A 25,933-nucleotide genomic window follows, 5' to 3' on the forward strand; every position below is an offset into this window, starting at 1 on the left:
TCCCGACGGTGACCCGCACATCCCCCCGTGCGGCCGTCCCCATGCCCGAAACTCGGGCCAATCGCTCACGGACCTCGTGCGCCTGCTCGACCGTCTTCTCCGCGTGAGCGACGTCCGACCAGACCTGCGGTGTCGTGTCCAACTCGTTCCCCCGATCTCGTTGGTTTTTCCTCCGCATGAATTAGACGCACCAACTCGACGAACGGTTCCAACTTTCTGTTTCCGCAGTTCACAGGCGATGTCGCCCGCGACTCACGGCGCCGTGGGCAGACCTTCCGCGCACGCATCGCCGGCCGCCCTCGCGCCCCGCTTGGCGCGGTACATCTCGGCGTCCGCGCGCCGCAGGGCGTCGTCGAGCCGGTCGGTTCCCGGATCGAACCGCGTGACCCCCACGGACACCTCCGGCACGACGTATCCGCCCGTCACCGGCACGCGGGCCCGGTAGGCGAGCGCGCGGAGGCGCGCGGGAGCGAAGTCGTCCGCGGTGGGCCGCGGTACGAAGGCGACGAACTCGTCGCCGGACCAGCGGCACAGCACGCCGTCGTCCGGCAGCGCGAGCGCCAGGGTCCTCGCGACCGCGACGATCACCTCGTCACCCGCGGCGTGACCGAAGCGGTCGTTGACGGACTTGAGGTGGTCCACGTCGAGCATCGCCAGCACGGACGGGAGGTTCTCCGGGTAGGAGACGGCCAGGGCCTCCCGGAAGCCGCGCCTGTTCAGCAGGCCCGTCAGGTCGTCGTGGCGCGAGGCGTACTCCGACGTGTGCTCCTCGTCGATCCGGTCGATCACTGCGAGCGCGACCAGGGCACCGTCGGGGCCGCCCGGGTCCAGGACGTACTTGCGGATCCGGGCGCTGACGACCCCGCCGTCCTTGCGGACGATCCGTCCGAACAGCCGGGATTCCCTGCCGATCCCGGCGAGCCACTGCGCCGCGAACCGCGCGCTGGTGTCGCGCTCCTCGGGATGGACGACGTCCATCACCGTCATCACCTGGAGCTCTTCGAGCGAGTAGCCGAGCAGGTCGACCATCGCGTCGTTCGCGTGCAGGAAGCGACGGTCCGCGCTGTGCAGTGCCATCGGGAGGCCGGCCCGGAGGAAGACCTGCTGATACAGGGCATCGGTCAGTAGCGGATCAGGGCGCACGACACGCACTCCTTCGGTCGTTCGGCACGAACCCGCACGACCGGAATCCGCTCGCTGCATCATCGCGCTCGCGCTGACGAACGTTACGACCGCGGGGAGGCGACATCGGCACATCCGAACACGCCACGTCCGGGCGAATCCCCCGTTCCGACCTGCACCTATTCCCCGAATCCTGCACCCGTGCTTGTTTTCGTCGATCCGGTTCTGATTAAGTGGTGCGGCAACCCTCCGCAGAAAGGTGGTCACCCCATGGCCGCACGCCGCCGCTCGAGCTGGATGAACGAAGAGCTCGACGCCCTCCGCGACCTCGCGGACAAGTTCCTGGCGAAGGAACTCACCCCCAACATCGAGAAGTTCGCCGAGCAGCACCACGTCGACCGCGACCTGTGGAACAAGGCCGGCGAGCTGGGCCTGCTGTGCCTGTCGATCCCCGAGGAGTACGGCGGCGGTGGCGGCGACTTCCGCCACGAGTCGGTGCTCATCGCCGCGCAGGCGCAGGCGTTCGACACCAGCTGGGGCGTCTCGCTGCACAACGGCATCGTCGCGCATTACATCCTCGCGTACGGCACTGAGGAGCAGAAGCAGGCATGGCTGCCGAAGATGGCCTCCGGCGAGGCCGTCGGCGCCATCGCGATGACCGAGCCGGGCACCGGCTCGGACCTGCAGAACGTGAAGACCCGCGCCATCAAGACCGGCGGCGAGTACGTGATCAACGGCAGCAAGACCTTCATCACGAACGGCCAGCAGGCCGACATCGTGGTCCTGGTCTGCAAGACCAACCCGGACGAGGGCGCCGCCGGCATCTCCCTCATCCTGGTCGAGGCCGACCGCGAGGGTTTCCGCAAGGGCAACATCCTCAACAAGATCGGCCAGAAGGGCCAGGACACCTCCGAGCTGTTCTTCGACGACGTGCACGTGCCCGTCGAGAACCTCCTCGGCACCCAGGAGGGGCAGGGCTTCTACCAGCTCATGCAGCAGCTGCCGCAGGAGCGCCTCATCATCGGCCAGGCCTGCGTCGCGGGCATGGAGGTCATCTTCGAGGAGACCCTCCGCTACACCAAGGAGCGGGAGGCCTTCGGCCGCCCCATCTTCGGTTTCCAGAACACCAAGTTCAAGCTCGCCGAGGCGCTCACCGAGACCACCATCGCGCGGGTCTTCGTGGACGACTGCATCGAGAAGCACGTCAAGGGCGAGCTCGACATCCCCACCGTCGCCATGGCGAAGTGGTGGACCTCGGACCGCGCCCAGGAGGTCGCATCCGAGTGCCTGCAGCTGTTCGGCGGCTACGGCTACATGGCCGAGTACCCCGCCGCGCGCTTCTGGGTCGACAACCGCGTCCAGATGATCTACGCCGGCACCAACGAGATCATGAAGGAGATCATCGCGCGCACGCTCTGAGCGCACGAGATCCCCGGCGCCCGGGTGCCATCCGTTCGGATGGCACCCGGGCGTTCCCGTGTCCGGAGTCTGACTCATCACGGCCGTTCCTGTCGGTCGATCCCGCTACGATCAGCGCAGCACCCAGCGGGAGGGGACGTCCATGAGCGAGGGCACGCGCAGCGGGAGCACGCTGGGGCCGTACGAGATCGGGCGCCTGCTCGGCCGGGGCGGGATGGGCGAGGTGTACCTCGCACACGACGCGCAGCGCGACCGGGACGTCGCGCTGAAGCTGCTGCACGCCTCGGCGGCCGAGGATCCGCAGTTCCGCGAGCGGTTCTCCCGCGAATCGCAGACGGTGGCGCGCCTCGCGGACCCGCACGTCATCCCGATCCACGACTTCGGCGAGATCGACGGGGTGCTGTTCATCGACATGCGCCTCGTCGAGGGTCGCAACCTCGCGGAGGCCCTGCGCGACGGTCCGCTGCCCCCGGAGCGCGCCGTCGCCCTCGTCGAGCAGGTGGCCGGCGCGCTCGATGCGGCGCACGCCAAGGGCCTCGTGCACCGGGACGTCAAGCCCGCCAACATCGAGCTCACCGAGTCGGGCTTCCCGTACCTGCTCGACTTCGGACTCGCGGTGGCCGATACGCAGTCCCGGATGACATCGGCGGGGCTGTTCGTCGGCTCGCAGGCCTACGCGGCGCCCGAGCGGTTCGACGGTGACTCGGCCACCGTCGCGAGCGACGTGTACTCGCTGGCGTGCGTCCTGTTCGAGGCGCTCACGGGGCACGCTCCCTACCGCGGCGCGAGCCTGGGATCCATGCTCAAGCAGCACGTCACCGCCCCGATTCCCCGGGTGAGCGAGGAGGCTCCGGTCCCGGCGGCGATGGACACCGTGATCGCGCGGGGCATGGCGAAGGACCCCGCCGACCGGTTCGCCGGCTGCGGCGAGCTGGCTACCGCCGCGCGCGAGGCCCTCGCCGGCCACAGCGTGGACGTGCCGTTGCCCTCCCCCGCCTACGACCGCACACTGATCCGGCCGCTCGCGGAGCCGTCCGACCCCACCGTGATCTCGCAGCCGTATCCACCCGCGGATTCCGACCTCACCGTGGTCTCCCAGCCGTCGCCGCCCGCGTCGTACCCACGCGCGGTGTCCTATCCGCAGGCTCCGTCGTATCCGGCCGCTCCCTCGTACCCGGTCGCGCCGTCGTACCCGATGGCACCGGCCTACCAGCAAGCACCGCCGCCCGCGAAGAGCCGCGCGGTGCCGGTCCTCGCGGTGGTCGCCGCCGTGCTGGTGGGCGCCACCGCCGTACTGGGCTACGTCGCACTGTCGGACCGCCAGAGCTCGCCGGTCGCACAGACCGGCGGCGCCACCGCCACGGCGACCGTCACCGCGACGGCGGCCGCGCCGACCACCACCGACGCGCCGCCCACCACGACGACCACCGCCGCACCGAACCCACTGGCCGCCCTGCAGACCCGCGCCGCGGCGGACCGGCCCGTGGTGCTGGCGACGCTCAACAACCGCTGGGTGGCGCAACTCGCCTCGAAGTACTCCGGCGCGTTCGACGACGGCAAGACCTGGTTCGAGGCGGACATCCTCGGCGAGGTCGCGTACTTCGACCAGCGCCACGGGAGCGTCCGTCTCCTGCAGAGCGGCGGCTGGCCGGTCTTCGACCGCGACGACTCCTGGGTGCCGGTGTACGCCGGAGCCAGCTGGGACACCTACGAGCCCGCATTGGCGTGGTGTCTGCAGCAGAACTACGACGGGAAACACTGCGCCGCGAAGTTCGTCTCCGACACGATCCGGCCCGAGATCAGCACCCGGTACAACAAGTAGGTCAGCGCTGCAGGGGCGTCATCTTCCGCTGCGCGGCGGGGATCGCCAGAGCGAGCACGCCGCGCACGACGCCCTTGGCGATGTCCAGGTTGTCGAAGTAGTCCCGCCACAGCACGATCCGGCCGTCGTGCACGTCGAACCGACCGCACACCCAGAACCGCACGCGCAGCGGGCCCACCCGCAGCTCGTCGATGCGCTCGGTGAGGACGACGGCACCGTCGGACGCGATGGACGTGACCTCGACGCCGAAGCCGAGAGCGGGCTGCGCGAGGAGCCGGATCACCCGGCCGGCACGGTTGCGACCGCGCAGGGTCGCGAGGCCCACGTTCGTGTAGACCACGTCCTCGTCGAAGGCGGCGACCGCCTCCTCCGCCCGGCCGTCTTGCATATCGGCGAGGAAGGTCAGCACCGTCGCCTGTTCGTCCTGCACCACTACGTCAGTCATGCGGCCGACAGTACCGGCGCCGGGTCGTCCCGTCCTCCGCCCTGGGGCGGAGAATCCGGGGGCGGAGGAGCTAGCCGGAGTTGCGCAGCGCCGTGGCGAGGCCGTTCATGGTCAGCAGGATGCCGCGCTGCACCAGCGGGTCCTCGTCGCCGGAGCGGTACCGGCGCAGCAGCTCCACCTGCAGGTGGTTGAGCGGCTCGAGGTACGGGAAGCGGTTGAACACCGAACGCTTGAGGGCGTGGTTGTCGGCGAGCAGGTCGTCGGTCTCGGTGATCGCGAAGTACGTCTCGATGGTGCGGCGGTGCTCGTCGGCGATCTTGCCGAAGACGCGCTCACGCAGGTCGGCGTCGGGCACGAGGTCGGCGTAGCGGGCGGCGAGGCCGAGGTCGGACTTGGCGAGGACCTGCGCCATGTTGGAGAGCACCGACCGGAAGAAGGGCCAGCGCCGGTACAGCGCGCGCAGCCGCTCGAGGCGATCCGGGTCTCCCCCGATCCACGTCTCGAACGCCGTTCCCGTGCCGTAGAAGCCGGGCAGCATGACCCGCGACAGCGACCACGCCATGACCCACGGGATGGCGCGCAGGTCGGAGATCTTCGACGTCTGTTTGCGCGAGCTGGGCCGCGAACCGATGTTCAGCGAGCCGATCTCCTCCACCGGCGTGGCGGTGGTGAAGTACTCGACGAAGCCCTCGGTCCGGTGCACGAGGTCGCCGTAGGCGTCGCGCGCGAGGGCGGCGAGCTCGTCGAGCACCGCGTAGGCCTCGTCGGCGTCGTCGCCGAGGCCCTCCACGTCGAGCAGCGAGGACTCCAGCGTCGCCGCGACGAGCGACTCCAGGTTCCGCACGGCCAGTGCGGGTTCGGCGTACTTCGCGGCGATGATCTCGCCCTGCTCGGTCAACCGCAGCGAGCCGCGGACCGCGCCGGGCGGCTGCGCGAGGATCGCGTCGTAACTCGGACCGCCGCCGCGGCCGACGGTGCCGCCACGCCCGTGGAAGAGCCGCAGCGTGATCCCGGCCTCGCGCGCCATCGCGACGAGGTCCAGCTCGGCGCGGTAGAGCGCCCAGTTGGCCGCGAGGTAGCCGCCGTCCTTGTTGGAATCGCTGTAGCCCAGCATGATCTCCTGCAGCCCGCCCTTGCCGTCGACCAGCGAGCGGTAGGCCGGCACGGCGAACGCGGCGCGCATCGTCGCGGCGCCCTGCTGGAGGTCCTCGATCGTCTCGAAGAGCGGGACGATGTTGACCGGGCACTCGGCGCCGCCGTCGGTGTCGGGCCGCAGCAGCCCCACCTCCTTGAGCAGCACCGCGGCCTCGAGCAGGTCGGAGACCGACGTGCACATCGAGATGATGTAGTTCGGGATCGCCTTGGCGCCCAGCGCTTCCACGGCGCGCGCCGCGGCGCGGAGCACCCCGAGCTCCTTCGCCGTCTGGTCGGAGAACTCCGCGCCCGGTCCCACGAGCGGCCGCCGCAGCCGGAGCTCGGCGGTGAGCAGGCGCACCCGCTCCTCCTCGTCGAGCGCGGCGTAGTCGGGGTGCACGCCGGCCCACGCGAAGAGCTCCGCGACGGTCTCCTCGTGCACGTCGGAGTTCTGCCGCATGTCGAGGCCGGAGAGGTGGAAGCCGAAGGTGTTCACGGCCTCCCGGAGCGACTGCAGGCGGTCGTCCGCGATGAGTCCGTCGCCGCCGGCCCGCAGGGAGGCGTCCACGACGCCCAGGTCCGCGAGCAGCTCCGACGGTCCGCCGTAGGGCTCGGCACCGATGTCGGTGCGCGCGTCCAGCTGCTCGTCGAGCAGGCGGTCCGCGGTGGCGGTGAGGCGGCCGCGGATACCGTGCAGCGCGCGGCGATAGGGCTCATCGGCGCGGCGGGGAGAGTCGTCCCAGGCGGCGAGGTCCAGCAGCGCGTCGGCGACGGTGGTCAGGCGGGAGCTGAGCGCGAGCTCCTGCTCCAGCTGCAGCAGCTCGCGCAGGTAGTGCCCGATGGCGGTGGCCGCGGCCCGCCGCGAGGCCATCGTGACCACCTCGTCGGTGACGTACGGGTTGCCGTCGCGGTCGCCGCCGATCCACGATCCGGGGCGCACGATGGGCTCGGACAGGAGGGCGGTCCCGGGGTACAGCTCGCGCAGCCGGATCCGGGCCTCGCGGTTGATCGCGGGCATCACCTGGAGGAAGGCGGAATCGAAGTAGCGCAGGCCGTTCTCGATCTCGTCCTGGATGCGCAGCCGCTCGAGCCGTACCAGCGCGGTGTCCCACAGGGTGAGGATCTGGCGCCGGAGCGCGACCTGGGTCTGCTCCTCCTCGCGCGCATCCAGCTGGGTCCGGTCGCGGTAGCGCATGAGCTCGGTGATCCGGTGCTGCGTGTCGAAGACGGTGCGCCGCCGGGTCTCGGTCGGGTGGGCGGTGATCACGGGCACGACGAGTGCGTGCCGGAGCGCCGCGGCGACGTCCGCACCGTCGAGGCCCGCGTCCTCCAGGAGGCCATAGGTGTGCGCGAGGGACGAGGCCTGCGGCGGCTCTCCCGCGCGGACGTGGATGGCGCGCCGGCGCTCGCGGTGGAGGTCCTCGGCGAGGTTGGCGAGCAGCGCGAAGTGCGAGAAGGCGCGGATGACCGGGATCGCCTCGCCGGTGGGGACGTCGGCGAACAGGGCGGCGAGCTGCTCGCGGTCCAGCTCGGAGCGGCGCACGGCGAAGGACTCCTGCCGGGCGCGTTCGACGAGGTCGAAGATCTGCGGCCCGGCCTGCTCGCGGACGGTGTCGCCGAGAATCCCGCCCAGCAGCCGGATGTCGTCACGGAGGGGTTCGGTGGCGGCGCGCGCTGGCTCACTGGTCATGCTGGGCAGTATTCCTACCGCCTGCTCAGATTTCGAGGCCGGCGCTCATATGGGCGCCCTGCCCGGCAGCACCCCGCCGACGACGAAGGCGCCCCGAACCCTGCGGGTTCGAGGCGCCTCGCCGAAGTCTTCGGGGCGACGTCTAGGACGTCAGCTTGATGCTCAGCGTCACGCCGACGATGCACACCGTCCAGATGATGCCGACGAAGATCGTCACCCGGTCGAGGTTCTTCTCCACCACCGAGGAGCCCGAGAGCGACGACTGCACACCGCCGCCGAACAGCGACGACAGGCCGCCGCCCTTACCGCGGTGGAGCAGGACGAGCACCACCAGCAGCAGGCTCAGCACGAGGATGGCGATCTTCAGCACCAGCTGCAATGTTTCCACGAGGATCCAGTGTACCTTCCGGTCGACGTCGGTCGTTCAGGGCGTGGCAGGCGCGTCGGCCCACAGCGGCCGGCTCCGGATCAGAGCGGCCCGCCCGCGGCGATGGCGCTGAGCGCGGCGAACTCGTCGGGCTTGAGCGAGGCGCCGCCCACGAGGCCGCCGTCCACGTCGGGCTGCGCGACGAGCTCCCCCACGTTCTTGCTGGACACCGAGCCGCCGTAGAGCACGCGGATCCCCGCGGCCACCTCGGCACCGCCGAGCTCGGCGATGGTGGCCCGCACCGCGGCGCACACCTCCTGCGCGTCCTGCGGGGTCGCCACCTTGCCGGTGCCGATCGCCCAGACGGGCTCGTACGCGATGACCGTCTTGGACAGCTCCTCGGCGGTCAGCCCGGCGAGCGAGCCCTTGAGCTGCTCGACGTTGTACTCGACCTGCGTGCCCTGCTCGCGGATGTCGAGCCCCTCCCCGATGCAGACGATCGGGGTGAGGCCGTGCCGGAGCGCCGCCTTGGTCTTGGCGAGCACGATCTCGTTCGTCTCGCCGTGGATGGTGCGGCGCTCGCTGTGCCCGACCACGACGTAGGTGCAGCCGAGCTTGGCGAGGAAGGCGCCGGAGATGTCGCCGGTGTAGGCGCCGGAGTCGTGCGGCGAGAGGTCCTGCGCGCCGTAGGTGATCTTCAGATCGTCACCGTCGACGGCGGTCTGCACCGAGCGCAGGTCGGTGAACGGCGGGATGACCGTCACGTCGACGTGCGCGAAGTACTTGTCGGGCAGCGCGAAGGCCAGCTTCTGCACCACCGCGATCGCCTCGAGGTGGTTGAGGTTCATCTTCCAGTTGCCGGCGATGAGCGGCTTACGGCTCATGCGTCACCCCTTTCGAGCACCTTCAGCCCCGGGAGCTCCTTGCCCTCGAGGTACTCCAGCGAAGCGCCGCCACCGGTGGAGATGTGGCTGAAGCCGTCCTCGTCGAGGCCCAGCGTGCGCACGGCCGCGGCCGAGTCGCCGCCGCCCACCACGGTGAAGGCGCCGTTGCCGGTGGCCTTGATGACCGACTCCGCGACGGCCTTCGTGCCGGCCGCGAAGGCCGGGAACTCGAAGACGCCCATGGGGCCGTTCCAGAACACCGTCTTGGCCTGGGTGAGCACGGCGCCGAAGCGCTGCGCGGACTCGGGGCCGATGTCGAGGCCCATCCAGCCGTCCTCGATGGCGTCGGCGGCGACGGTCTTCGACGCGGCGTCGGCGGCGAAGGCGTCGGCGACCACGACGTCGATCGGCAGGTGCAGCACGTCGCCGAACTCCTCGAGCAGCTGCTTGCAGGTGTCGATCTGGTCCTCCTGCAGCAGCGAGGTGCCCACGGAGTAGCCCTGCGCGGCGAGGAAGGTGAAGGCCATGCCGCCGCCGATCACCAGGGTGTCGACCTTGGGGGCCAGCGCCCGGATGACGCCCAGCTTGTCGGAGACCTTCGAGCCGCCGAGCACCACGGCATAGGGCCGCGACGGGTTCTCGGTCAGCTGCGCCAGCACCTTGACCTCGGCGTCGACGAGGCCGCCGGCGTAGGCCGGGAGCAGCTTCGCGACGTCGAAGACGGAGGCCTGCTTGCGGTGCACGACGCCGAAGCCGTCGGAGACGAAGGCGCCCTCACCGGCGTGCGAGGAGACGTCGACGAGCTCGGCGAGGTCGCGGGCGAGCGCCTCGCGCTCGGCGTCGTCCTTGCTGGTCTCGCGCGGATCGAAGCGCACGTTCTCGAGGAGGAGGACGTCACCGTCGGTGAGGCCCTCGGCACGCGCCAGGGCGTCCTGGCCCACGACGTCGCCCGCGAGCTGGACGTTGCGGCCCAGGCGCTCCGCCAGCTCCGCCGCGACGGGCGCGAGGGAGAACTTCGGGTCGGGTGCGCCCTTCGGGCGGCCGAGGTGCGCGGTCACGATCACCTTGGCGCCGGCCTCGGCGAGCGCCTTCAGTGTGGGCACCGAGGCGATGATGCGGCCCGCATCGGTGATGGCGCCGGCATCGTCGAGCGGCACGTTGAGGTCGCTGCGGACCAGCACGGTGCGTCCCTCGACGCCCTCGGACAGCAGGTCGGAAAGAGTGGAAACGGTCATCAGAGCGATTTACCTACCAGATCAGTCACGTCGACGAGGCGGTTGCTGTAGCCCCATTCGTTGTCATACCAGGACACGACCTTAGCCTGATCGTCGATCACCTTGGTCAGACCCGCGTCGAAGAGCGAGCTGTGCGGGTCGGTGACGATGTCCGACGAGACGATCGGAGCGTCGTAGTACTTGAGGATGCCCTTGAGCTTCCCCTCGGCCGCGGCCTTCATCGCGGCGTTGATCTCCTCCACGGTCGCCTTCTTCGCGAGCTGCACGGTCAGGTCGGTGACCGAGCCCGTGGGGATCGGCACCCGCAGCGCATAGCCGTCGAGCTTGCCCTCCAGCTCGGGCAGCACGAGCCCGATGGCCTTGGCCGCGCCGGTCGAGGTGGGCACCACGTTGATCGCGGCGGCGCGGGCGCGGCGCGGGTCCTTGTGCGGGCCGTCTTGCAGGTTCTGGTCCTGCGTGTAGGCGTGGACCGTGGTCATCAGGCCCTTGACTATGCCGAACTCGTCGTTGACCACCTTCGCCAGCGGGCCGAGGCAGTTCGTGGTGCACGAGGCGTTGGAGATGACGTGCTGGCTGCCGTCGTACTTGTCGTCGTTGACGCCCATCACGACGGTGAGGTCGGCGCCGGCGGCGGGGGCCGAGACGATCACCTTCTTGGCGCCGGAATCGAGGTGGCCCTGCGCCTTGTCACGGGCGGTGAAGATGCCCGTCGACTCGATGACGACGTCCACGCCGAGGTCGCCCCAGGGCAGCGCCGACGGTCCCTCGCGGACCTCGAGGGCCTTGATCACCTGATCGCCGACGCGGATGGAATCGCCGTCCGCGACCACGTCCGCGTCGAGGCGGCCGAGGATCGAGTCGAACTTGAGGAGATGCGCCAGCATCGCGTTGTCGGTCAGGTCGTTGACCGCCACGATCTCCACGTCCGTCGTCCCCAGGGCCTTCTGGGCGGCGACCGCCCGGAAGAAGTTGCGGCCGATCCGACCGAATCCGTTGACACCTACGCGAACCGTCACTGTAGTGCTCCTTCGGGTCAGGAATACCTGCCCGTCAACGGTAGCCCCGGAACACCCCCGCCGCTCGGCGTTATCGAGACGCTCAGCCCTCGTCGAGCATGTCCGCGGTGACGGCGGACTCGGTGTCCGGCACCCCGTCGGTGGCGGCGCGCTTGTCCGCCATGGACAGCAGGCGGCGGATCCGTCCCGCCACGGCGTCCTTGGTCATGGGCGGGTCGGCGAGCTGCCCCAGTTCCTCGAGGGAGGCCTGACGGTGCTGCACGCGCAGCGAGCCCGCCTGCGCCAGGTGGTCGGGCACGTCGGCGCCCAGGATCTCGAGCGCCCGCTCGACGCGCGCGGCGGCCGCGACGGCGGCCCGGGCGGAGCGGCGGAGGTTGGCGTCGTCGAAGTTGGCGAGCCGGTTCGCCGTCGCCCGGACCTCGCGCCGCATGCGGCGCTCCTCCCAGACGAGGCGCGTGTCGTTGGCGCCCATGCGGGTGAGCAGCGCGCCGATGGCCTCGCCGTCGCGGACGACGACGCGGTCGGCGCCGCGCACCTCGCGGGCCTTGGCGGTCACGCCGAGCCGTCGCGCACAGCCGACGAGCGCGAGCGCCACCTCGGGGCCCGGGCAGGAGACCTCGAGCGCGCTGGAGCGGCCGGGCTCGGTGAGCGAGCCGTGCGCCAGGAAGGCGCCGCGCCACGCGGCCTCGGCGTCGTGCACCGAGCCGCCGACGATCTGCGAGGGCAGCCCGACGACCGGCCGGCCGCGCATGTCGAGCAGCCCCGTCTGCCGCGCGAGCGCCTCCCCGTCCTTGACCACCCGGACGATGTAGCGCGCCGCCTTGCGCAGGCCACCCGCGCTGAGCACGTGCACGTCCGAGTTGTAGCCGTACAGGTCGAGGATCTCCTTGCGGAGCCGCCGGGCGGTGATCCCCGTGTCGACCTCGGCCTCGACGATCACGCGGCCGCCCTGGATGTGGAGGCCGCCCGCGAACCGCAGCAACGAGGCGACCTCGGCGCGGCGCGCACTCACCTGGGTGATGGAGAGCCTGCTCAGCTCGTCCTTGACCTGGGATGTCAGCGCCACAGCTGGACCCTCCTAGGGAAACGTCGACTACATCGGATGGGGAAACGGGAAAGGTTGACTATTCGCGGTCCGAGAGTTCACTGTAGGCCACTTTCGCGATCGCGGCTGCCAGTGCCTCGGGGTCGTGCTGGTGCGTCCCGGGGACGCCGACGTCCACGAAGTGGGGCGTCGCACCCAGCAGCGCGGTGGCGCGGATGAGGTGCTCGCGCTCGGTGCCCGGGGGCACCGTCCGGGCGTCGACGAGGACGTCGTCGAACCGCAACCCGTCGGCGTGGGCCGCGAGCACGTGCAGGTGCCGCTCGGGCGAGTAGCCCCCGGTCTCCTCGGGCTCGGGAGCCAGGTTCAGGATCAGCACCCGACGGGCCGACGTGCGCCGCAGCGCGTCCACCTGCTCGGGCACGAGGACGTGCGGGATGACGGAGCTGAACCACGAGCCGGGGCCGAGCGTCACGACGTCGGCGGCGAGGATCGCCTCGACCGCGTCGGCGCACGCCTCGGGGTGCGGGGGCAGCAGCCGGACGCGGCGCACCTGCCCCGGCGTCACGGCCACGGCGACCTGCCCGCGGATCACGCGGGACAGTCTGGGGTCGTCCTCGAGCCCGGTCACGTCGGCCTCGATCCGCAAGGGCCCCGGCACCATCGGCAGCACCCGGCCCTGAACGCCGAACCGGTCGGCGATCGCATCGAGGGCGTCGACGGGGTCGCCCAGGACCTCGCAGAGCCCGGCCAGCAGCAGGTTTCCGACGGGGTGCCCGGCCATCGCGCCGCCCCCGCCGAAGCGGTGCTGCAGGATCCCGGCCCAGAACTCGCCGCGGTCGTCGTCGGGCATGAGGGCCGCCAGCGCCATGCGCAGGTCGCCGGGCGGGATGATGCCGAGCTCGCTCCGCAAGCGGCCGGAGGATCCCCCGTCGTCGGCGACGGTCACGATGGCGGTGATCTCCGCGCCCAGGGCACGGCCCGCGCGCAGGGTCGCGAACAGTCCGTGGCCGCCGCCGAGGGAGGCCAGTTTGAGGGCCGTCATTCGAGCCCCAGATCCCGGTGCGCGGCACGGACTTCGATGCCCGGCCGGCCCGCGAGCCGGCGCACCAGCTCCTCGGTCATCGCGACGCTGCGGTGCTTGCCGCCGGTGCAGCCGATGCCCACGGTGAGGTAGGTCTTGCCCTCGCGCCGGTACCCGGCGAGCAGCGGGTCGAGCAGCTGCGCGTAGGTGTCGAGGAAGTCGGACGCGCCGGGCTGCCCCAGCACGTACCCGGAGACCTCCTCGGTCAGCCCGTTGAGCGGGCGCAGCTCGGGCACCCAGAACGGGTTCGGGAGGAAGCGCACGTCCAGCACCATGTCGGCGTCCAGCAGGATGCCGTTCTTGAAGCCGAAGGACTCGACGGTGACGGTGATGGTGCCGGAGCGCAGCGTGCGGAAGGAGTTCTCGATCGTCTCGCGCAGCCGGGCCACCGAGAGAGTGGAGGTGTCGAGCACGAGGTCCGCGGTCGACCGGATGGGCTGCAGGATGCGGCGCTCCGCGGCGATGCCCTCGGCGAGCGTGCCGCTGCCCTGCAGCGGGTGCTTGCGGCGCACCTGCTCGAACCGGCGGATGAGGGTCTCGTCGGAGGCGTCCAGGAACAGCACGCGGGGCTCGATGTCCTTCTCCGCCAACTCCCGCCGGATGTTCGCGAAGTCCCCCGTGAAGGTGCGGCTGCGCACGTCGGTCACGATGCACAGCCGATGGATCCGCGACTCGTCGGCCAGAGAGATGTCCACCATGTTGCTGATCAGCGCGGGCGGGAGGTTGTCGGCGACGTACCAGCCCAGGTCCTCCAGCACCTTGGCCGCGGTGCCGCGGCCGGCGCCGGACAGGCCGGTCACCAGGAGCACGTCCATGGGGCCGTCGCTGCGGTGTTCGCCGACGGTCCGCTCCTCGGCTCGGTCGTCCGGATTCCCGGTCGGGCGCACGGACCCTCCTCCTCGGTCGTCGGTACTCCGTCAGCCTAGCCATCGCGGCCGTTTCCCGCGGTGGTCTCGGCGGCCCGTTCGCCGGGATCGCCGACCGCCTAGAGTCATCGTCGTGTCCGTCTCCCGTACCGCCTCCGTGACCGCCGCGGCCCTCGCCGTCGCGGCGTCCGTGCTGGTGGCTCCCGCGGCGTCGGCGGACACGGTGCCCGGCACCGCGGGCCTCGATCCGGCCCTCGCGGAGGCCTACTCGGCGGCGTACCGCGCCGCCGCCGCGAACGGAGTGGTGCTCAGCATCACGTCGGGCAAGCGCTCGTGGGACCAGCAGCAGTGGCTGTGGGAGGACGGCCTCGCCCGCTACGGCTCGCCCGCGGCCGCGCGCCGCTGGGTGCTCCCGCCCGCCGAGTCCACGCACGTCGGCGGCGAGGCGGTCGACGTCGGCCCGTGGCAGGGCGCCGCGTGGCTGCAGGCGAACGGGAACCGGTGGGGCCTGTGCCGCACCTTCGACAACGAGTGGTGGCACTTCGAACTCGTCGCCTCCCCGGGCGGAGCCTGCCCGCCGACGGTGCCCGACGCCTCCTACCGCTGACGTCTCGCCGAACCCTTCGCGCGGCTCACGGGCCGGTGTTAGGTTTCGATGACCCGATTCTCGTGGAGGACGTCATGCTCCGTCTCAGGTCGGCGGCTGCGGCCGCATTCGTCATTCCCCTCACGCTCACCGCGTGCGGGACGTCCGGATCGGACGGTGGCCCCTCCGGCGGACCGTCGTCCGTGACCATCGCGGCGGGCGGATGCGACGCCACCAGTCCGACGGGCACGATGTACCGCCCCTCGGCCACGGCGTCGCCGACCGGGCCGCGCGACATCAGCACCAATCCGGAGGGCGCGTCCGGGTACCGGTCCGGCCTGCCCGTCACGCACACCAAGGACTACGGCGTCGCCACCGCGAACCCGATCGCCACGAAGGCGGCGTGCGAGGTGCTCGAGCAGGGCGGCAGCGCGGCCGATGCGCTCGTGGCGGCGCAGACGGTGCTCGGCCTCGTCGAGCCGCAGTCCTCCGGCATCGCCGGCGGCGCGTTCCTGCTGTACTACGACGCGAAGTCGAAGAAGGTGCAGGCGTACGACGGCCGCGAGACGGCGCCCGCGAGCGCCGACGAGAACTACCTCCGGTGGGTCTCCCCCGAGGACCGGACGGCACCCAAGCCCGACGCCCGGTCGTCCGGCCGCGCGATCGGCGTCCCCGGCGCGCTGCGCCTGCTGGAGGCCGTCCACGGCGAGCACGGCAGCAAGACGTGGCGCGAGCTCTTCGACCCGGCGGTGAGGATCGCCGACGACGGCTTCGAGATCAGCCCGCGCCTCGCCGGCGCGATCGCCGACGAGGCGAAGAACTTCGCCAACGACGCCGACCTCCGGGCCTACTTCCTCGAGCCCGACGGTGCGCCGAAGAAGGCCGGCGTCAAGCTCACCAACCCGGCGTACGCGAAGACCCTGGGCGCCATCGCCTCCGAGGGCGCCAAGGCCTTCTACACCGGGCCGATCGCCGAGGCGATCGTCGCCTCCGTGCGCGACACCACCGGCGGCCGCACGGCCGGGACGATGACCGTGCAGGACCTCGAGCAGTACGCCGTGAAGACCCGCGAGGCGGTGTGCACGCCCTATCGCGACCGCGAGCTGTGCGGCATGCCCGCACCCTCGTCGGGCGGGATCACCGTGGCGCAGGCGCTCGGCATCCTCAACTCCTTCGACCTGTCGAAGCTCGGGCCCGACGCGGTGCACGGCGGCGACCCCGGACCCGACGGCGGCATCCCCACCGCGGAGGCCATCCACTTGATCTCCGAGGCCGAGCGCCTCGCCTACGCGGACCGCGACAAGTACATCGCCGATCCCGACTTCATCCCGCTGCCCGGCGGCTCCCCCGCCGCTCTGGTGGATCCCGCCTATCTCGAGGGCCGCGCCAAGCTCATCGACCGGAACAAGACCATGGGCACCGCGAAGCCCGGCGAGTTCGCCACCGCCACACCCGGCGTCACGACGACACCCGAACACGGCACCAGCCACATCACGGTGCTCGACAAGGCCGGCAACGTCGCGTCCATGACCACCACGATCGAGTCGGCCTTCGGCTCGTACCACATGGTCGACGGCTTCCTGCTGAACAACCAACTCACCGACTTCTCCGCGGAGCCCGCCGATTCCGCGGGCCTGCCGGTGGCGAACCGGGTGCAGCCGAACAAGCGCCCGCGCAGCTCGATGTCGCCGACGATCCTGTTCGGCCGCGGCGCGGACGGTGCGCGCGGCGACGCGATCGGCGCGCTGGGCTCCCCCGGCGGCGCGGTCATCATCCAGTACGTGATCAAGACGATCATCGGCCTCACCGACTGGAAGTTGAACCCGCAGCAGGCCGTCGGCGTCGCGAACTTCGGCGCGGCGAACACGGCGAAGACGAACGTGGACAGCGCGCACCCGACGCTGAACACCGACGAGGGGCGCAAGGTCGTCGAGCAGCTCCAGGCGCTCGGCCACCAGCTCAACCTCGCGCCACAGGTGTCGGGGCTCTCCGCGATCGTCAAGCAAGGCGACGTCTACGCGGGCGGCGTCGATCCGCGCCGCGAGGGGGTCGTGCTCGGCGGCAGCTGATCCGACCCCCGGAGCTCACTGGCCCGGTCCAAGCGCCACGCAAGGCACCGCGCCTACGATCTCGGCATGGGAATGAAGTGCAACTTCGTCGTCGCGTGCCGATCCGATCCGGCGGAAAGGCTTCGGAACCTGCCGCCGCTGGACGTCGACGCGAGCGACGCCCTGGCGACTGCGGTCCTCGGCAAGCGTTCCTGGGGCCGATCGCGTCGATCGCACCGGACAGGCGATCTCTCTGTCGACGTCTACCCCAAGGACGGCGAGATCGCGGTGGCGGTCTACGGCGACCTCGTCATCGTCGCCAGCGACGACGTGTTGTCCTGGTTCGAGCAGACCGTCGAGGGCTGGGGCGTGGCGCTGATCGACGACTACGACGCGGACGTGTTCGTACTCCATTCCGTCGTCGACATGGGATGCTTCGCCGCCTGGCGCGGCGGAGAACTGATCCGGTCGTTCGCCGGCTCGAGTGACGACGGGGTGATCGTCGACGAGGGCGGAAGGCTGCCGTTCGAACGCGACCTCCACGGTGAGGACGACGATTTCGGCTGGATCACCGAGAACGCCATCCTCGATCGCCTCGGGTACTGCTACGAAGGTCCGTACTCCGCGGACAACATCGATCCGGCGACGGTGCCGCTCCTCGTCTACCGCTGAGCCGCGGGCGATTCGAGGATCACGGCCTCCCCCACCACCTGCAGCCGCACCTCGTCGCCGGGCGCGGGCAGCTCGGTACTGGGGTGCCGGATCTCGATGCTCGTCCCGTCGGCGAGGCGCAGCCCCACGGTGGCGTCCGGACCGAAGAACTCGACCCGGATGACGGTGGCGGGCACACCCTCCCCCGCGATCCGGATCTGCTCGGGGCGCAACAGGAGTGGCACTGACCCGCGCGGGGCGGCACCGTCGGTCCCGGCGACGGGGATCCGTCCCAGCACCGTCTCGGCGGCGGGGCCGTCGAGCGCACCGTCGAGCACGACGACGTCGCCGAGGAACCGCGCGACGGACTCGGAGGCGGGCCGCGCGTAGACCCGCGCCGGCGGACCGACCTGTTCCAGGGCACCGCCGCGGAGCACCGCGACCTGGTCGGCGAAGGAGAGGGCCTCGGACTGGTCGTGGGTGACGAGCACCGTCGTGATGCCGGCCGCGCCGAGCACCTCGGCGACGGCGGCGCGGGTCGCGACCCGTAGGCCCGCGTCGAGGGCGGAGAAGGATTCGTCCAGGAGCATGATCCGCGGCGCCCCGGCCAGTGCCCGCGCCAGCGCCACGCGCTGCTGCTGGCCGCCGGACAGCTCGTGCGGATACCGCTGGGCCAGTATTGGATCCAGCGAGACCGTCTCCAGCAGCTCGGCGACGCGTCCGGCCGCGGCCCGCCGCCGCACGGGCAGCGAGGCACCGAGACCGAAGGCGATGTTGCGCGCGACCGAGAGGTGCGGGAACAGCGCGCCGTCCTGCGCGACGTAGCCGACGCCCCGCCGGTGCGCGGCGACCCACGCGGCGTCCGAGGCGAGGTCGCGGTCGCCGAGCCGGACGCTCCCGGCGTCGGGCCGGGCGAAGCCCGCGACGAGCCGGAGCAGCGTCGTCTTCCCGGAACCGGAGGGCCCGACGACGGCGGTGATCGAGCCCGCCGCCACCGTCAGGTCGACGTCCCGCAGCACGGTGTCGGCGCCGTAGCGCTTGGTGAGCCCGCGCAGGGCGAGTTCGGCGCTCATGCGGCTCCTCTCGTCCGGGTGGTGCGTCCGGCGGCCCGTCGGGACTGGCGGAACAGCAGGTAGGTGGTGGGCAGCGACAGGAGCACCATCGCCATGGCGTAGGGCGCGGCGCCGGGATAGTCGATCTCGCTGCTGCGCGCCCAGAACTCGGTCGCGAGGGTGCGGGTTCCGTTGGGCGCCAGGATCAGCGTCGCCGTCAGTTCGTTGGTGACGGCGAGGAAGACGAGGGCCGCGCCCGCCGCCGACGCGGGCGCGGTGAGGCGGAGGGTGATGCGCGCGAAGGCGATCGGGGGCGGCGCGCCGAGGGCGCGGGCCGCCTCCTCCAGCGAGACCGGCGCCTGGGCCAGGCCCGCCCGCAGGCCCACGGCGGCGCGCGGCAGGAAGAGCAGCACGTAGGCGAGGATCAGCACCGTCGCGCTCTGGTACAGGTCCGGTACCGCCCGGATCGAGACGGTGACCAGCGCCAGGCCGATGACGATGCCGGGCATCGCGCTGCTGACGTAGGTCGAGGCCTCGAGTGTCCGGGTGATGCGGTTCGGCCGGCGCACGGCGAGGTACGCGAGCGGGAAGGCGGCGGCGACGGTGAGGACGGCGGTCGCCGCGCCGTAGCCGAGCGACGTGCCGAGCGCCTCGAGGAGGTCGGCCGGCACCGTCTGCGCGGCCCCGCGCACGGTCCAGCGGACGACGAACCACAGCGGGAGCCCGAGGGCGGCCCCGACGAGCGCCAGGAGCGCGACCTGTGCGCCGGCCTGGTAGCCGCCCAACGGGATCCGCTCCGGCGTCGCGACCGCGCCCGACCCCACCCGGGCGTACCTGGCGCGGCCGCGGGCGGCGACCTCGGCGACGAGCAGGAGCAGGCACAGCAGCGCCAACACCCCGGCGAGCATCGACCCCGCGGCCCCGTTGAAGGTCGACTGGTACTGGACCATGATCGCGGTGGTGAAGGTGTCGAACCGGATCATCGCGAAGGCGCCGTACTCGGCGAGCAGGTGCAGCGCCACGAGCACCGCGCCGCCCAGGGCGGCGAGCCGCAACTGCGGGAGGACGACCCGGACGAACACCGCCCACCGCCCGAGGCCGAGCGCGGCGGCGGACTCCTCGAGCGCGGGGTCGAGCCGGCTCAGCGCCGCCGCGACCGGGATGTAGACGAGCGGGTAGTAGAACAGCACCGCGATCAGCACGCCCGACCACAGTCCGCCGAGCGACGGGATCGCCGAGACCCAGCCGTAGCTGCCGACGAACGCGGGGATCGCGAGCGGCGCCGCAAGGAGCAGCGACCACGCCCGGCGGCCCCAGAGCGTGGTCCGCTCGACCAGCCAGGCGCCGCCGACGCCGAGGATCACGCTGAGCGGCACCGCGATCACCGTGAGAAGCACGGTGTTGATGAGGAGCTCGGCGACGCGGGGCCGGAAGACGAGCCGGACGGATTCCGCCCAGCCGGTGTCGATCGTCGTGTAGACGACGAAGCCCAGCGGCACCGCCGCGACCGCCGCGATGGCGGCGGCCGCGAGGGTGAGCAGCCTCAGAGCAGGCCCGCCTCGGTCATCAGGGTCACGACCTGCGGGCCGTTGAGGGTGGCCGGGTCGACGGTCGGCGCCTGCAGATCCGCCATCGGGACGAGCTTCGCGTTGGCCGGGAAGCCGGAGGCCACCGGGTACTCGAAGGACGTGCCCTTCTCGAGCACCTCCTGGCCCGCCTTGGAGGTGATGAACTTGAGCAGCTGCTGGGCCTGCGCCTGCTTCTTCGACGACTTCAGCACGCCGCCGCCGGAGATCGAGACGAAGGCACCCGGGTCCTGGTTCTTGAAGTAGTGGGTGCCCACGTTGCCGGAGTTCTCGCCGGTCTTCGCCTGGTCGCCGTAGAAGTAGTAGTGGTAGATGAGGGCGGTGTCGACCTCGCCGGCGTTGACGGCCTTCATCGCGGCGCCGTTGCCCTTGTACTCCTTGGCGTTCTCCTTCATCGCCTTCAGCCAGTCCTTCGTGGCCTGCTCGCCCTTGAGCTGCAGGTAGGCCGAGACGATCGCCTGGAAGTCCGCGCCGGACGGCGACGCGCTCCAGCGGCCCTTCCACTCCGGCGTCGCGAGGTCGGCCATCGACTTCGGGAGCTGCTCGGGCGTCACCTTGCGCTTGTCGTAGACGAGCACCGTCGACCGGGCCGCGATCCCCGTCCACTTGCCCGTGGACGGCCTGAGGCCGTTGTTCACCTGCGCGAGCGTCGCCGGGTCGACGTCGGCGAACAGGCCCTTGTTCTCGACCTGGGTCATCGCGGGCGAGTTCTCGGTGAGGAAGACGTCGGCGGGCGAGCGCTCGCCCTCGGCGATGATCTGCTGCGCCAGTTCGGAATCCTTGCCCTGGCGGATCGTGACCTTGATGCCGGTCTCCGCGGTGAACTTCTCCACCCACTCCTTGGCGAGGGTGTCGTGCTGGGCGTTGTAGAGCGTCAGCTCGCCGCCCGCCGGGCCCGAGCTCGACGGTGCCGCACCGTCGCCGCTCGACCCGCAGGCCGTGATCGTGAGGGAGGCCACCGCCACCAGGGCGGCGGCCAGAGTGGAGCGCTTGCGCAACGACATCGTCGAATCCTTTTCTTGAGCAACGAAATCACTCACGACGGGCGAGAGTAAGGCGACGCTACACTAAGCCCGCCGAGATGGGGAGCAACCGGACATACCTGACGCGTCAGAGAACCAGGACCGCGGCGACAGTCGCGGGAACGGCGAGCAGCAGGCCGTGGAACGCGAACCGGCGGGCGGGGATCCGCACTCCCGCGCGGGCGCACCGCTCCCGCCAGAGCAGCGTCGCCAGCGAGGCCCACAGCGTCACGATCGGCGCCACTCCCACGCCGATGAGCAGCGCCATGAGGCGTACGGGATCGCCGGCGGCGACCGGTTCGAGGGCCAGGTACGCGGGCAGGTTGTTCACTCCGTTCGCGGCCAGGGCCCCGACGCCCGCCACCCGCAGCAGGTCCGACGGTGCCGTGCCCGCCCCCGCGACGTCGCGCAGAACACCCTCGAGGCCCACCGCGAGGAGCACCTGCACCCCGGCGAAGACGGCCGCCAGGATCAGCACCATCCGCCACGGCACCACGATCTCGCGGAGCCGCTGCGGCGCGCGAACGGCCACCGTGCCGGCCAGGACGAGCGCGGCCACCGTCGACGCCGCGGCGGGCGGGACACCGAGCGCGAAGGCCGGCCCCAGGGCGAGGCAGACGGCCGCGGCGACGCCGAACAGGACCCGATCGGCGGGCGCCTCGAAGTCGGGGATCTCGTACCGGCCGCGCAGGTCCCGGCGGTGCAGCAGCCACAGCACGACGACGGTGACCGCGATCGCCGCCAGCGCGGGCCGCCACGACAGCGCGACGTACGCCCGCACGCCGCCCTCGAGGTGGTAGACGGCGAGCAGGTTGGTGAGGTTCGAGACCGGCAGCAGCAACGACGCCGTGTTCGCGAGCCAGACCGTGGTCATCGCGAAGGGCAGGGGCGCCAGCCCGAGTCGCGACGCCGCGGCCAGCACGACGGGTGTCAGCAGCACCGCGGTGGTGTCGAGGCTCAGCACGATCGTCGCCGCGCAGGCGGCCGCGACCGTGCACAGCCACATGAGCGGCACCCGGCCCCGGCCGAGGCGCGCCGCGAGCACGCCGAGGGCGTCGAACACCCCTGCCAGCTGCGCGATCTCGGCGACCACGGTGATCGCGAGGAGGAAGACGAGAACGGGCGCGACCTGCGCCGCCACGTCGGCCGCGTTCACGCGCCGTCGGTGCGCAGGCCGTCGAGCACGGTGCGGGCGGTGGTCATCCCGATCCCGGGCACCTCCACGATCTCCTCGAGGCTGGCCTCGCGGAGCTTGGTCACCGAGCCGAAGTGCTGCAGCAGCGCGGTCTTGCGGGTGTCGCCGAGGCCGGGGATCGCGTCGAGCGCGCTCGCGGTCATCCGCTTGGACCGCTTGCTGCGGTGGAAGGAGATGGCGAACCGGTGCGCCTCGTCGCGCACACGCTGCAGCAGGAACAGCGCATCCGAGCTGCGGGGAAGGATCACCGGGTCCTCGTCGCCGGGGACCCACACCTCCTCGAGCCGCTTCGCGAGGCCCACCACCGCCACGTCGGTCACGCCCAGCTCGTCCAGCACCTCCTGCGCGGCGGCGGCCTGCGGCGCGCCACCGTCGACCACGAAGAGGTTGGGCGGGTACGCGAACCGGCGCGGGCGCCCCGTCTGCGGGTCGAGCGCGGCCTCCGGGGCGAGGTCTCCCCCGTTGTCGTCGCCCTGCTGCCCTGCCTCCGCGCCGCCGGCGTCCTCGGTCTGCCGGGCGTCCGCGCGGTGGCGCAGGAAGCGGCGACGGGTGACCTCGGCGATGGACGCGACGTCGTCGCTGTGGCCGTCGCCCGCGGCCTCCTTGATCCCGTAGTGCCGGTAGTCGGACTTCTTCGCCAGGCCGTCCTCGAAGACCACGAGGGAGGCCACCACGTCGGAGCCCTGGATGTGGCTGATGTCGACGCACTCGATGCGCAGCGGCGCCTCGTCGAGGTCCAGCGCGTCCTGCAGGCCCTGCAGCGCCGCCGAGCGGGCCGTGAGGTCGCCCGAGCGCTTGAGCTTGTGCTGGTGCAGCGCCTCGACGGCGTTGCGCTCCACCGTCTCCATGAGGGTGCGCTTGTCGCCGCGCTGAGGGATGCGCAAGGACACCCGAGCGCCGCGGAGCCCCGACAGCCAGTCCTGCAGCTCGTCCGCATCGTCCGGCAGCACCGGCACGAGGACCTCGCGCGGCACGGGATTGACCGCGCCGTCGCCCGACTGCTCGGCGCGCTCGACCTCCTCGCCGTAGAACTGGGTGACGAACTGCTCCAGCAGCTCGGCGTGCTCGTTCTGCTCCGCGTCGCCCGGCTTCTCGACGACCCAGCCGCGCTGGCCGCGGACCCGGCCGCCGCGGACGTGGAAGATCTGGACGGCGGCCTCGAGCTCATCGGCGGAGAAGGCGATGACATCGGCGTCGGTGCCGTCGCCGAGCACCACGGCCTGCTTCTCGACGGCCTTGCGCAGGGCCGCCACGTCGTCGCGCAGCCGCGCGGCGCGCTCGAAGTCCAGGTCCTCGCTGGCGGCCAGCATGTCGTTCTCGAGCTGCTTGACGAGGTTGTCGGTCTTGCCGGCGAGGAAGTCGCAGAAGTCCTCGACGATCTGCCGGTGCTCCGCGGCGGTGACCCGCCCGACGCACGGCGCCGAGCACTTGTCGATGTAGCCCAGCAGGCACGGGCGGCCCATCTGGTTGTGCCGCTTGAAGACCCCCGCCGAGCAGGTGCGGGCGGGGAAGACCCGCAGGAGCAGGTCGAGGGTCTCGCGGATGGCCCAGGCGTGGCTGTAGGGGCCGAAGTAGCGCACGCCCTTGCGCCGGGGGCCGCGGTAGACGTACAGCCGCGGGTACTCCTCGTTGAGGGTGACCGCGAGCATCGGGTACGTCTTGTCGTCCCGGTAGCGGACGTTGAACTGCGGGTCGAACTCCTTGATCCAGTTGTATTCGAGCTGCAGCGCCTCGACCTCGGTGCCCACCACGGTCCATTCGACGGACGCGGCGGTGGTGACCATCTGGTAGGTCCGCGGGTGCAGGCCGAAGACGTCGGCGAAGTAGGAGTTGAGGCGGCTGCGCAGCGACTTCGCCTTGCCGACGTAGATGACGCGGCCGTGCTTGTCCCGGAACTTGTACACGCCGGGCTGCGTGGGGATGGTGCCCGGTGCGGGACGGTAACTCTGCGGATCGGCCACCCGTCCAGATTAGGACGGGTGGCCGACAGGTTCGGGTGCGGGCGGGGCGCAGGGTCAGCCGATGGGGATCCAGATCGGCCCGAGCCAGAAGCCCCAGTGGTTGCGGCCCTGGTCCCAGACCGGGGTGTGCCAGGCGCCTTGGCGGTACACCGGGCCGGGCCGCCAGTTCGGGTTCTGCCCGTTCGGCCGCGGTGCGACCTGGCGGGGCACCTGGTTGGGCGCCGGCCAGGCGGCCGGCTTCGGCGCGGGCTTCGCGGCGGGGCGCGCGCCCTGCCCGACACCCGGGGCACCGGGCTGGCCGGGGCTCGGCGTTGCGGCCGCGGCGCCGGCGCCGACGGTGGCGAGGCCGCCGATCGCGGTGGCACCCAGGAGCGTGGATCCGATCATCTTCTTCATCGTGGTCATACGAGAAGCGTGACCGCCCGTCCTGCGCGCGAGCGGGGGACGACCTGGGCGTTCGCTGGGACTCGTCAGGCGGTCACCGTGGGCTCGACCGCGCTCCCGGCAGGACGACGGGGCGCGCGGGGACGCCGCGGGACCATGCTGCGCGAGGCGAGCGGGTCGTCGGCGGCCAGGCCGAACCGGCGGCGGTAGGCCTCCGCGTCGATGTCGTGCACCCCGAGGTGCGGGACGAGCATCGCCATCCATAAGCCGCACAGGTGGCACTGCACCCGGTCGCCATCGTCCTCCAGCCGTCCCGAGCGGGAGCGCAGCAGGTCGCCGAGGGCGTCGGCGTAGTCGCCGTGCGCCGGCATCCGTTCCAAGAGCTCGGCGACCCGCTGGTCCGTGGCATCGATGCGGGAGCGGAACTGCGGCGGGCTCAGGTGCCCGAGGACGCATCGGCGCAGTTCGAGGTAGTGGTCGAGCAGCCCCTCGCGCTCCATCGCGTGCTCGAAGGCGGTGCGCGGGGCGGCGTGCCCGTCGTGCTCGGTCCGGGCTCCCCACCGCGCCTGCGTGCGGGTCGAGCCCCGTCGCCGCCCGCTGATCCGACCGTGCGCCGCGACGTGGTTGTCGACGCTCGCGAACCACAGTCCGCACGCCGGGCACTGTTTGAGCGCCCCGCCGGGGGCGTTGACGGCGGAGGGCACGGTGAACGCCGTCGGGTCGTGGCTCCACGCGTCGATGATCGCGACCGTCACCGACGCGGCGTCGGTACCCACGCGGTCCGCGAGCCGGCTCGGCCCGAGGCCGTTGGCGGCGGCCCAGTTGGCCGCCTCGGCCCAACTGCCCCAGGGCGCGTCCGGGGGCAGCTCGGTCAACGGGACTCCCCGCCCCGGCGGCGGGGCCTCCAGCGAGCCTTCCAGGGCGCTCGGAGAGGCACGTGGACGTATGGGTCGACCGCTCTGCCGCGCCGGGTCGACGGTCCGCTGCCGGTTCGCGCGCCGAGGGCGGGGCGTTGTGGAGCGCTGGCGGCCCCGCCGGTGCACGACCCGGTGCGCCTCGACGTCCGAGAACCAGATCCCGCACTCGGGGCACTGCTCCACACCGACCGGCGGCACGGTGGCGGGCGGCCGGGTGAACAGGTCGGGGAACCTCATCCACTCGTCGGCGATGGCCAGCAGAGCATCGATCCGGGTGACTCCTTCGCGCTGCGCGATCGCGCCCACGCCGAAGCCGCCGGCCGCCGCCCAATTAGCAGCGGCGACCCAGCGCGGATCGTGAGACTGCTCGGGCACGCCTTTCAGAATGCATCATCGTGTCAACCC

Annotated in this window: 22 protein-coding genes; 5 read left to right on the top strand and 17 right to left on the bottom strand. The window is 71.7% G+C overall.

Going from position 1 to position 25,933, the window contains the following annotated elements; translation table 11 throughout:
- Positions 1-252: 252 nt before the first annotated feature.
- On the bottom strand, positions 253-1,143 hold the full coding sequence (locus tag LB823_RS09200) for a sensor domain-containing diguanylate cyclase (RefSeq protein ID WP_224646652.1): 891 nt from the start codon (positions 1,141-1,143) through the stop codon (positions 253-255).
- 249 nt (positions 1,144-1,392) lie between these two features.
- Between LB823_RS09200 and LB823_RS09205 the strand changes: the two genes are divergently transcribed.
- Entirely contained in the window at positions 1,393-2,541 is a 1,149-nt protein-coding gene (locus tag LB823_RS09205) for an acyl-CoA dehydrogenase family protein (RefSeq protein WP_224646653.1), read from the top strand.
- A gap of 142 nt (positions 2,542-2,683) precedes the next feature.
- Positions 2,684-4,363, top strand: a complete 1,680-nt coding sequence (locus LB823_RS09210) for a serine/threonine-protein kinase (protein WP_224646654.1) — start codon at positions 2,684-2,686, stop codon at positions 4,361-4,363.
- Between the two features lies 1 nt (position 4,364).
- Here LB823_RS09210 and LB823_RS09215 read toward each other — a convergent pair whose 3' ends face one another.
- From LB823_RS09215 to rapZ, 9 genes are all read right to left on the bottom strand, one after another.
- A complete protein-coding gene (locus LB823_RS09215) occupies positions 4,365-4,808 on the bottom strand; it encodes a limonene-1,2-epoxide hydrolase family protein (RefSeq protein ID WP_224646655.1) in 444 nt (147 codons plus the stop codon).
- Positions 4,809-4,878: 70 nt separating this feature from the next.
- Positions 4,879-7,632 carry a phosphoenolpyruvate carboxylase gene (gene ppc / locus LB823_RS09220; protein ID WP_224646656.1) on the bottom strand — a complete coding sequence of 918 codons (2,754 nt, stop codon included), beginning with the start codon at positions 7,630-7,632 and terminating at the stop codon, positions 4,879-4,881.
- Between the two features lie 142 nt (positions 7,633-7,774).
- Positions 7,775-8,011, bottom strand: coding sequence for a preprotein translocase subunit SecG (secG, locus tag LB823_RS09225; RefSeq protein ID WP_068520767.1), 237 nt, complete (start codon positions 8,009-8,011; stop codon positions 7,775-7,777).
- An 89-nt stretch (positions 8,012-8,100) separates the two neighbouring features.
- Complete coding sequence (gene tpiA, locus LB823_RS09230) at positions 8,101-8,883, bottom strand: triose-phosphate isomerase (protein WP_224646657.1); 783 nt, start codon at positions 8,881-8,883, stop codon at positions 8,101-8,103.
- Positions 8,880-10,118 carry a phosphoglycerate kinase gene (pgk, locus tag LB823_RS09235; protein WP_224646658.1) on the bottom strand — a complete coding sequence of 413 codons (1,239 nt, stop codon included), beginning with the start codon at positions 10,116-10,118 and terminating at the stop codon, positions 8,880-8,882. Before pgk ends, tpiA begins: the two co-directional genes overlap by 4 nt.
- Positions 10,118-11,134 (bottom strand): type I glyceraldehyde-3-phosphate dehydrogenase, encoded by a 1,017-nt coding sequence (gene gap, locus LB823_RS09240; RefSeq protein ID WP_224646659.1) that lies wholly within the window; start codon positions 11,132-11,134, stop codon positions 10,118-10,120. Before gap ends, pgk begins: the two co-directional genes overlap by 1 nt.
- Positions 11,135-11,216: 82 nt before the next feature.
- A complete protein-coding gene (gene whiA / locus LB823_RS09245; RefSeq protein ID WP_224646723.1) occupies positions 11,217-12,194 on the bottom strand; it encodes a DNA-binding protein WhiA in 978 nt (325 codons plus the stop codon).
- Between the two features lie 64 nt (positions 12,195-12,258).
- Positions 12,259-13,221 carry a uridine diphosphate-N-acetylglucosamine-binding protein YvcK gene (yvcK, locus tag LB823_RS09250; RefSeq protein ID WP_224646660.1) on the bottom strand — a complete coding sequence of 321 codons (963 nt, stop codon included), beginning with the start codon at positions 13,219-13,221 and terminating at the stop codon, positions 12,259-12,261.
- Positions 13,218-14,075 carry an RNase adapter RapZ gene (gene rapZ / locus LB823_RS09255; protein ID WP_164711730.1) on the bottom strand — a complete coding sequence of 286 codons (858 nt, stop codon included), beginning with the start codon at positions 14,073-14,075 and terminating at the stop codon, positions 13,218-13,220. The genes yvcK and rapZ overlap by 4 nt, the downstream gene beginning before the upstream one ends.
- Before the next feature lie 184 nt (positions 14,076-14,259).
- On the opposite strand from rapZ, the gene LB823_RS09260 reads away from it, so the two are divergent.
- The 3 genes from LB823_RS09260 (at position 14,260) to LB823_RS09270 (ending at position 17,432) form a co-directional block, all read left to right on the top strand.
- Positions 14,260-14,733, top strand: a complete 474-nt coding sequence (locus tag LB823_RS09260) for a M15 family metallopeptidase (RefSeq protein WP_224646661.1) — start codon at positions 14,260-14,262, stop codon at positions 14,731-14,733.
- A gap of 74 nt (positions 14,734-14,807) precedes the next feature.
- Positions 14,808-16,781, top strand: coding sequence for a gamma-glutamyltransferase (gene ggt, locus LB823_RS09265; RefSeq protein WP_224646662.1), 1,974 nt, complete (start codon positions 14,808-14,810; stop codon positions 16,779-16,781).
- A gap of 66 nt (positions 16,782-16,847) precedes the next feature.
- A complete protein-coding gene (locus LB823_RS09270; protein ID WP_224646663.1) occupies positions 16,848-17,432 on the top strand; it encodes a hypothetical protein in 585 nt (194 codons plus the stop codon).
- Here LB823_RS09270 and LB823_RS09275 read toward each other — a convergent pair.
- The 7 genes from LB823_RS09275 to LB823_RS24020 all read right to left on the bottom strand — a co-directional run bounded on the left by LB823_RS09275 (position 17,423) and on the right by LB823_RS24020 (position 25,903).
- Positions 17,423-18,484, bottom strand: a complete 1,062-nt coding sequence (locus tag LB823_RS09275; RefSeq protein WP_224646665.1) for an ABC transporter ATP-binding protein — start codon at positions 18,482-18,484, stop codon at positions 17,423-17,425. The genes LB823_RS09270 and LB823_RS09275 overlap by 10 nt on opposite strands.
- A complete protein-coding gene (locus LB823_RS09280) occupies positions 18,481-20,010 on the bottom strand; it encodes an ABC transporter permease (RefSeq protein ID WP_374201303.1) in 1,530 nt (509 codons plus the stop codon). Before LB823_RS09280 ends, LB823_RS09275 begins: the two co-directional genes overlap by 4 nt.
- A complete protein-coding gene (locus tag LB823_RS09285) occupies positions 20,007-21,047 on the bottom strand; it encodes an iron ABC transporter substrate-binding protein (protein ID WP_224646725.1) in 1,041 nt (346 codons plus the stop codon). Before LB823_RS09285 ends, LB823_RS09280 begins: the two co-directional genes overlap by 4 nt.
- 112 nt (positions 21,048-21,159) lie before the next feature.
- A complete protein-coding gene (locus tag LB823_RS09290; RefSeq protein WP_224646669.1) occupies positions 21,160-22,227 on the bottom strand; it encodes an SLC13 family permease in 1,068 nt (355 codons plus the stop codon).
- Entirely contained in the window at positions 22,224-24,227 is a 2,004-nt protein-coding gene (uvrC, locus tag LB823_RS09295) for an excinuclease ABC subunit UvrC (protein WP_224646670.1), read from the bottom strand. The genes LB823_RS09290 and uvrC overlap by 4 nt, the downstream gene beginning before the upstream one ends.
- Positions 24,228-24,281: 54 nt before the next feature.
- Positions 24,282-24,632, bottom strand: a complete 351-nt coding sequence (locus LB823_RS09300; RefSeq protein ID WP_224646672.1) for a hypothetical protein — start codon at positions 24,630-24,632, stop codon at positions 24,282-24,284.
- A gap of 65 nt (positions 24,633-24,697) precedes the next feature.
- Positions 24,698-25,903, bottom strand: coding sequence for a MucR family transcriptional regulator (locus LB823_RS24020; protein ID WP_224646674.1), 1,206 nt, complete (start codon positions 25,901-25,903; stop codon positions 24,698-24,700).
- Positions 25,904-25,933 lie beyond the last annotated feature (30 nt).

It is taken from the genome of Tsukamurella sp. M9C (assembly GCF_020169415.1).
Lineage (GTDB): Bacteria > Actinomycetota > Actinomycetes > Mycobacteriales > Mycobacteriaceae > Tsukamurella.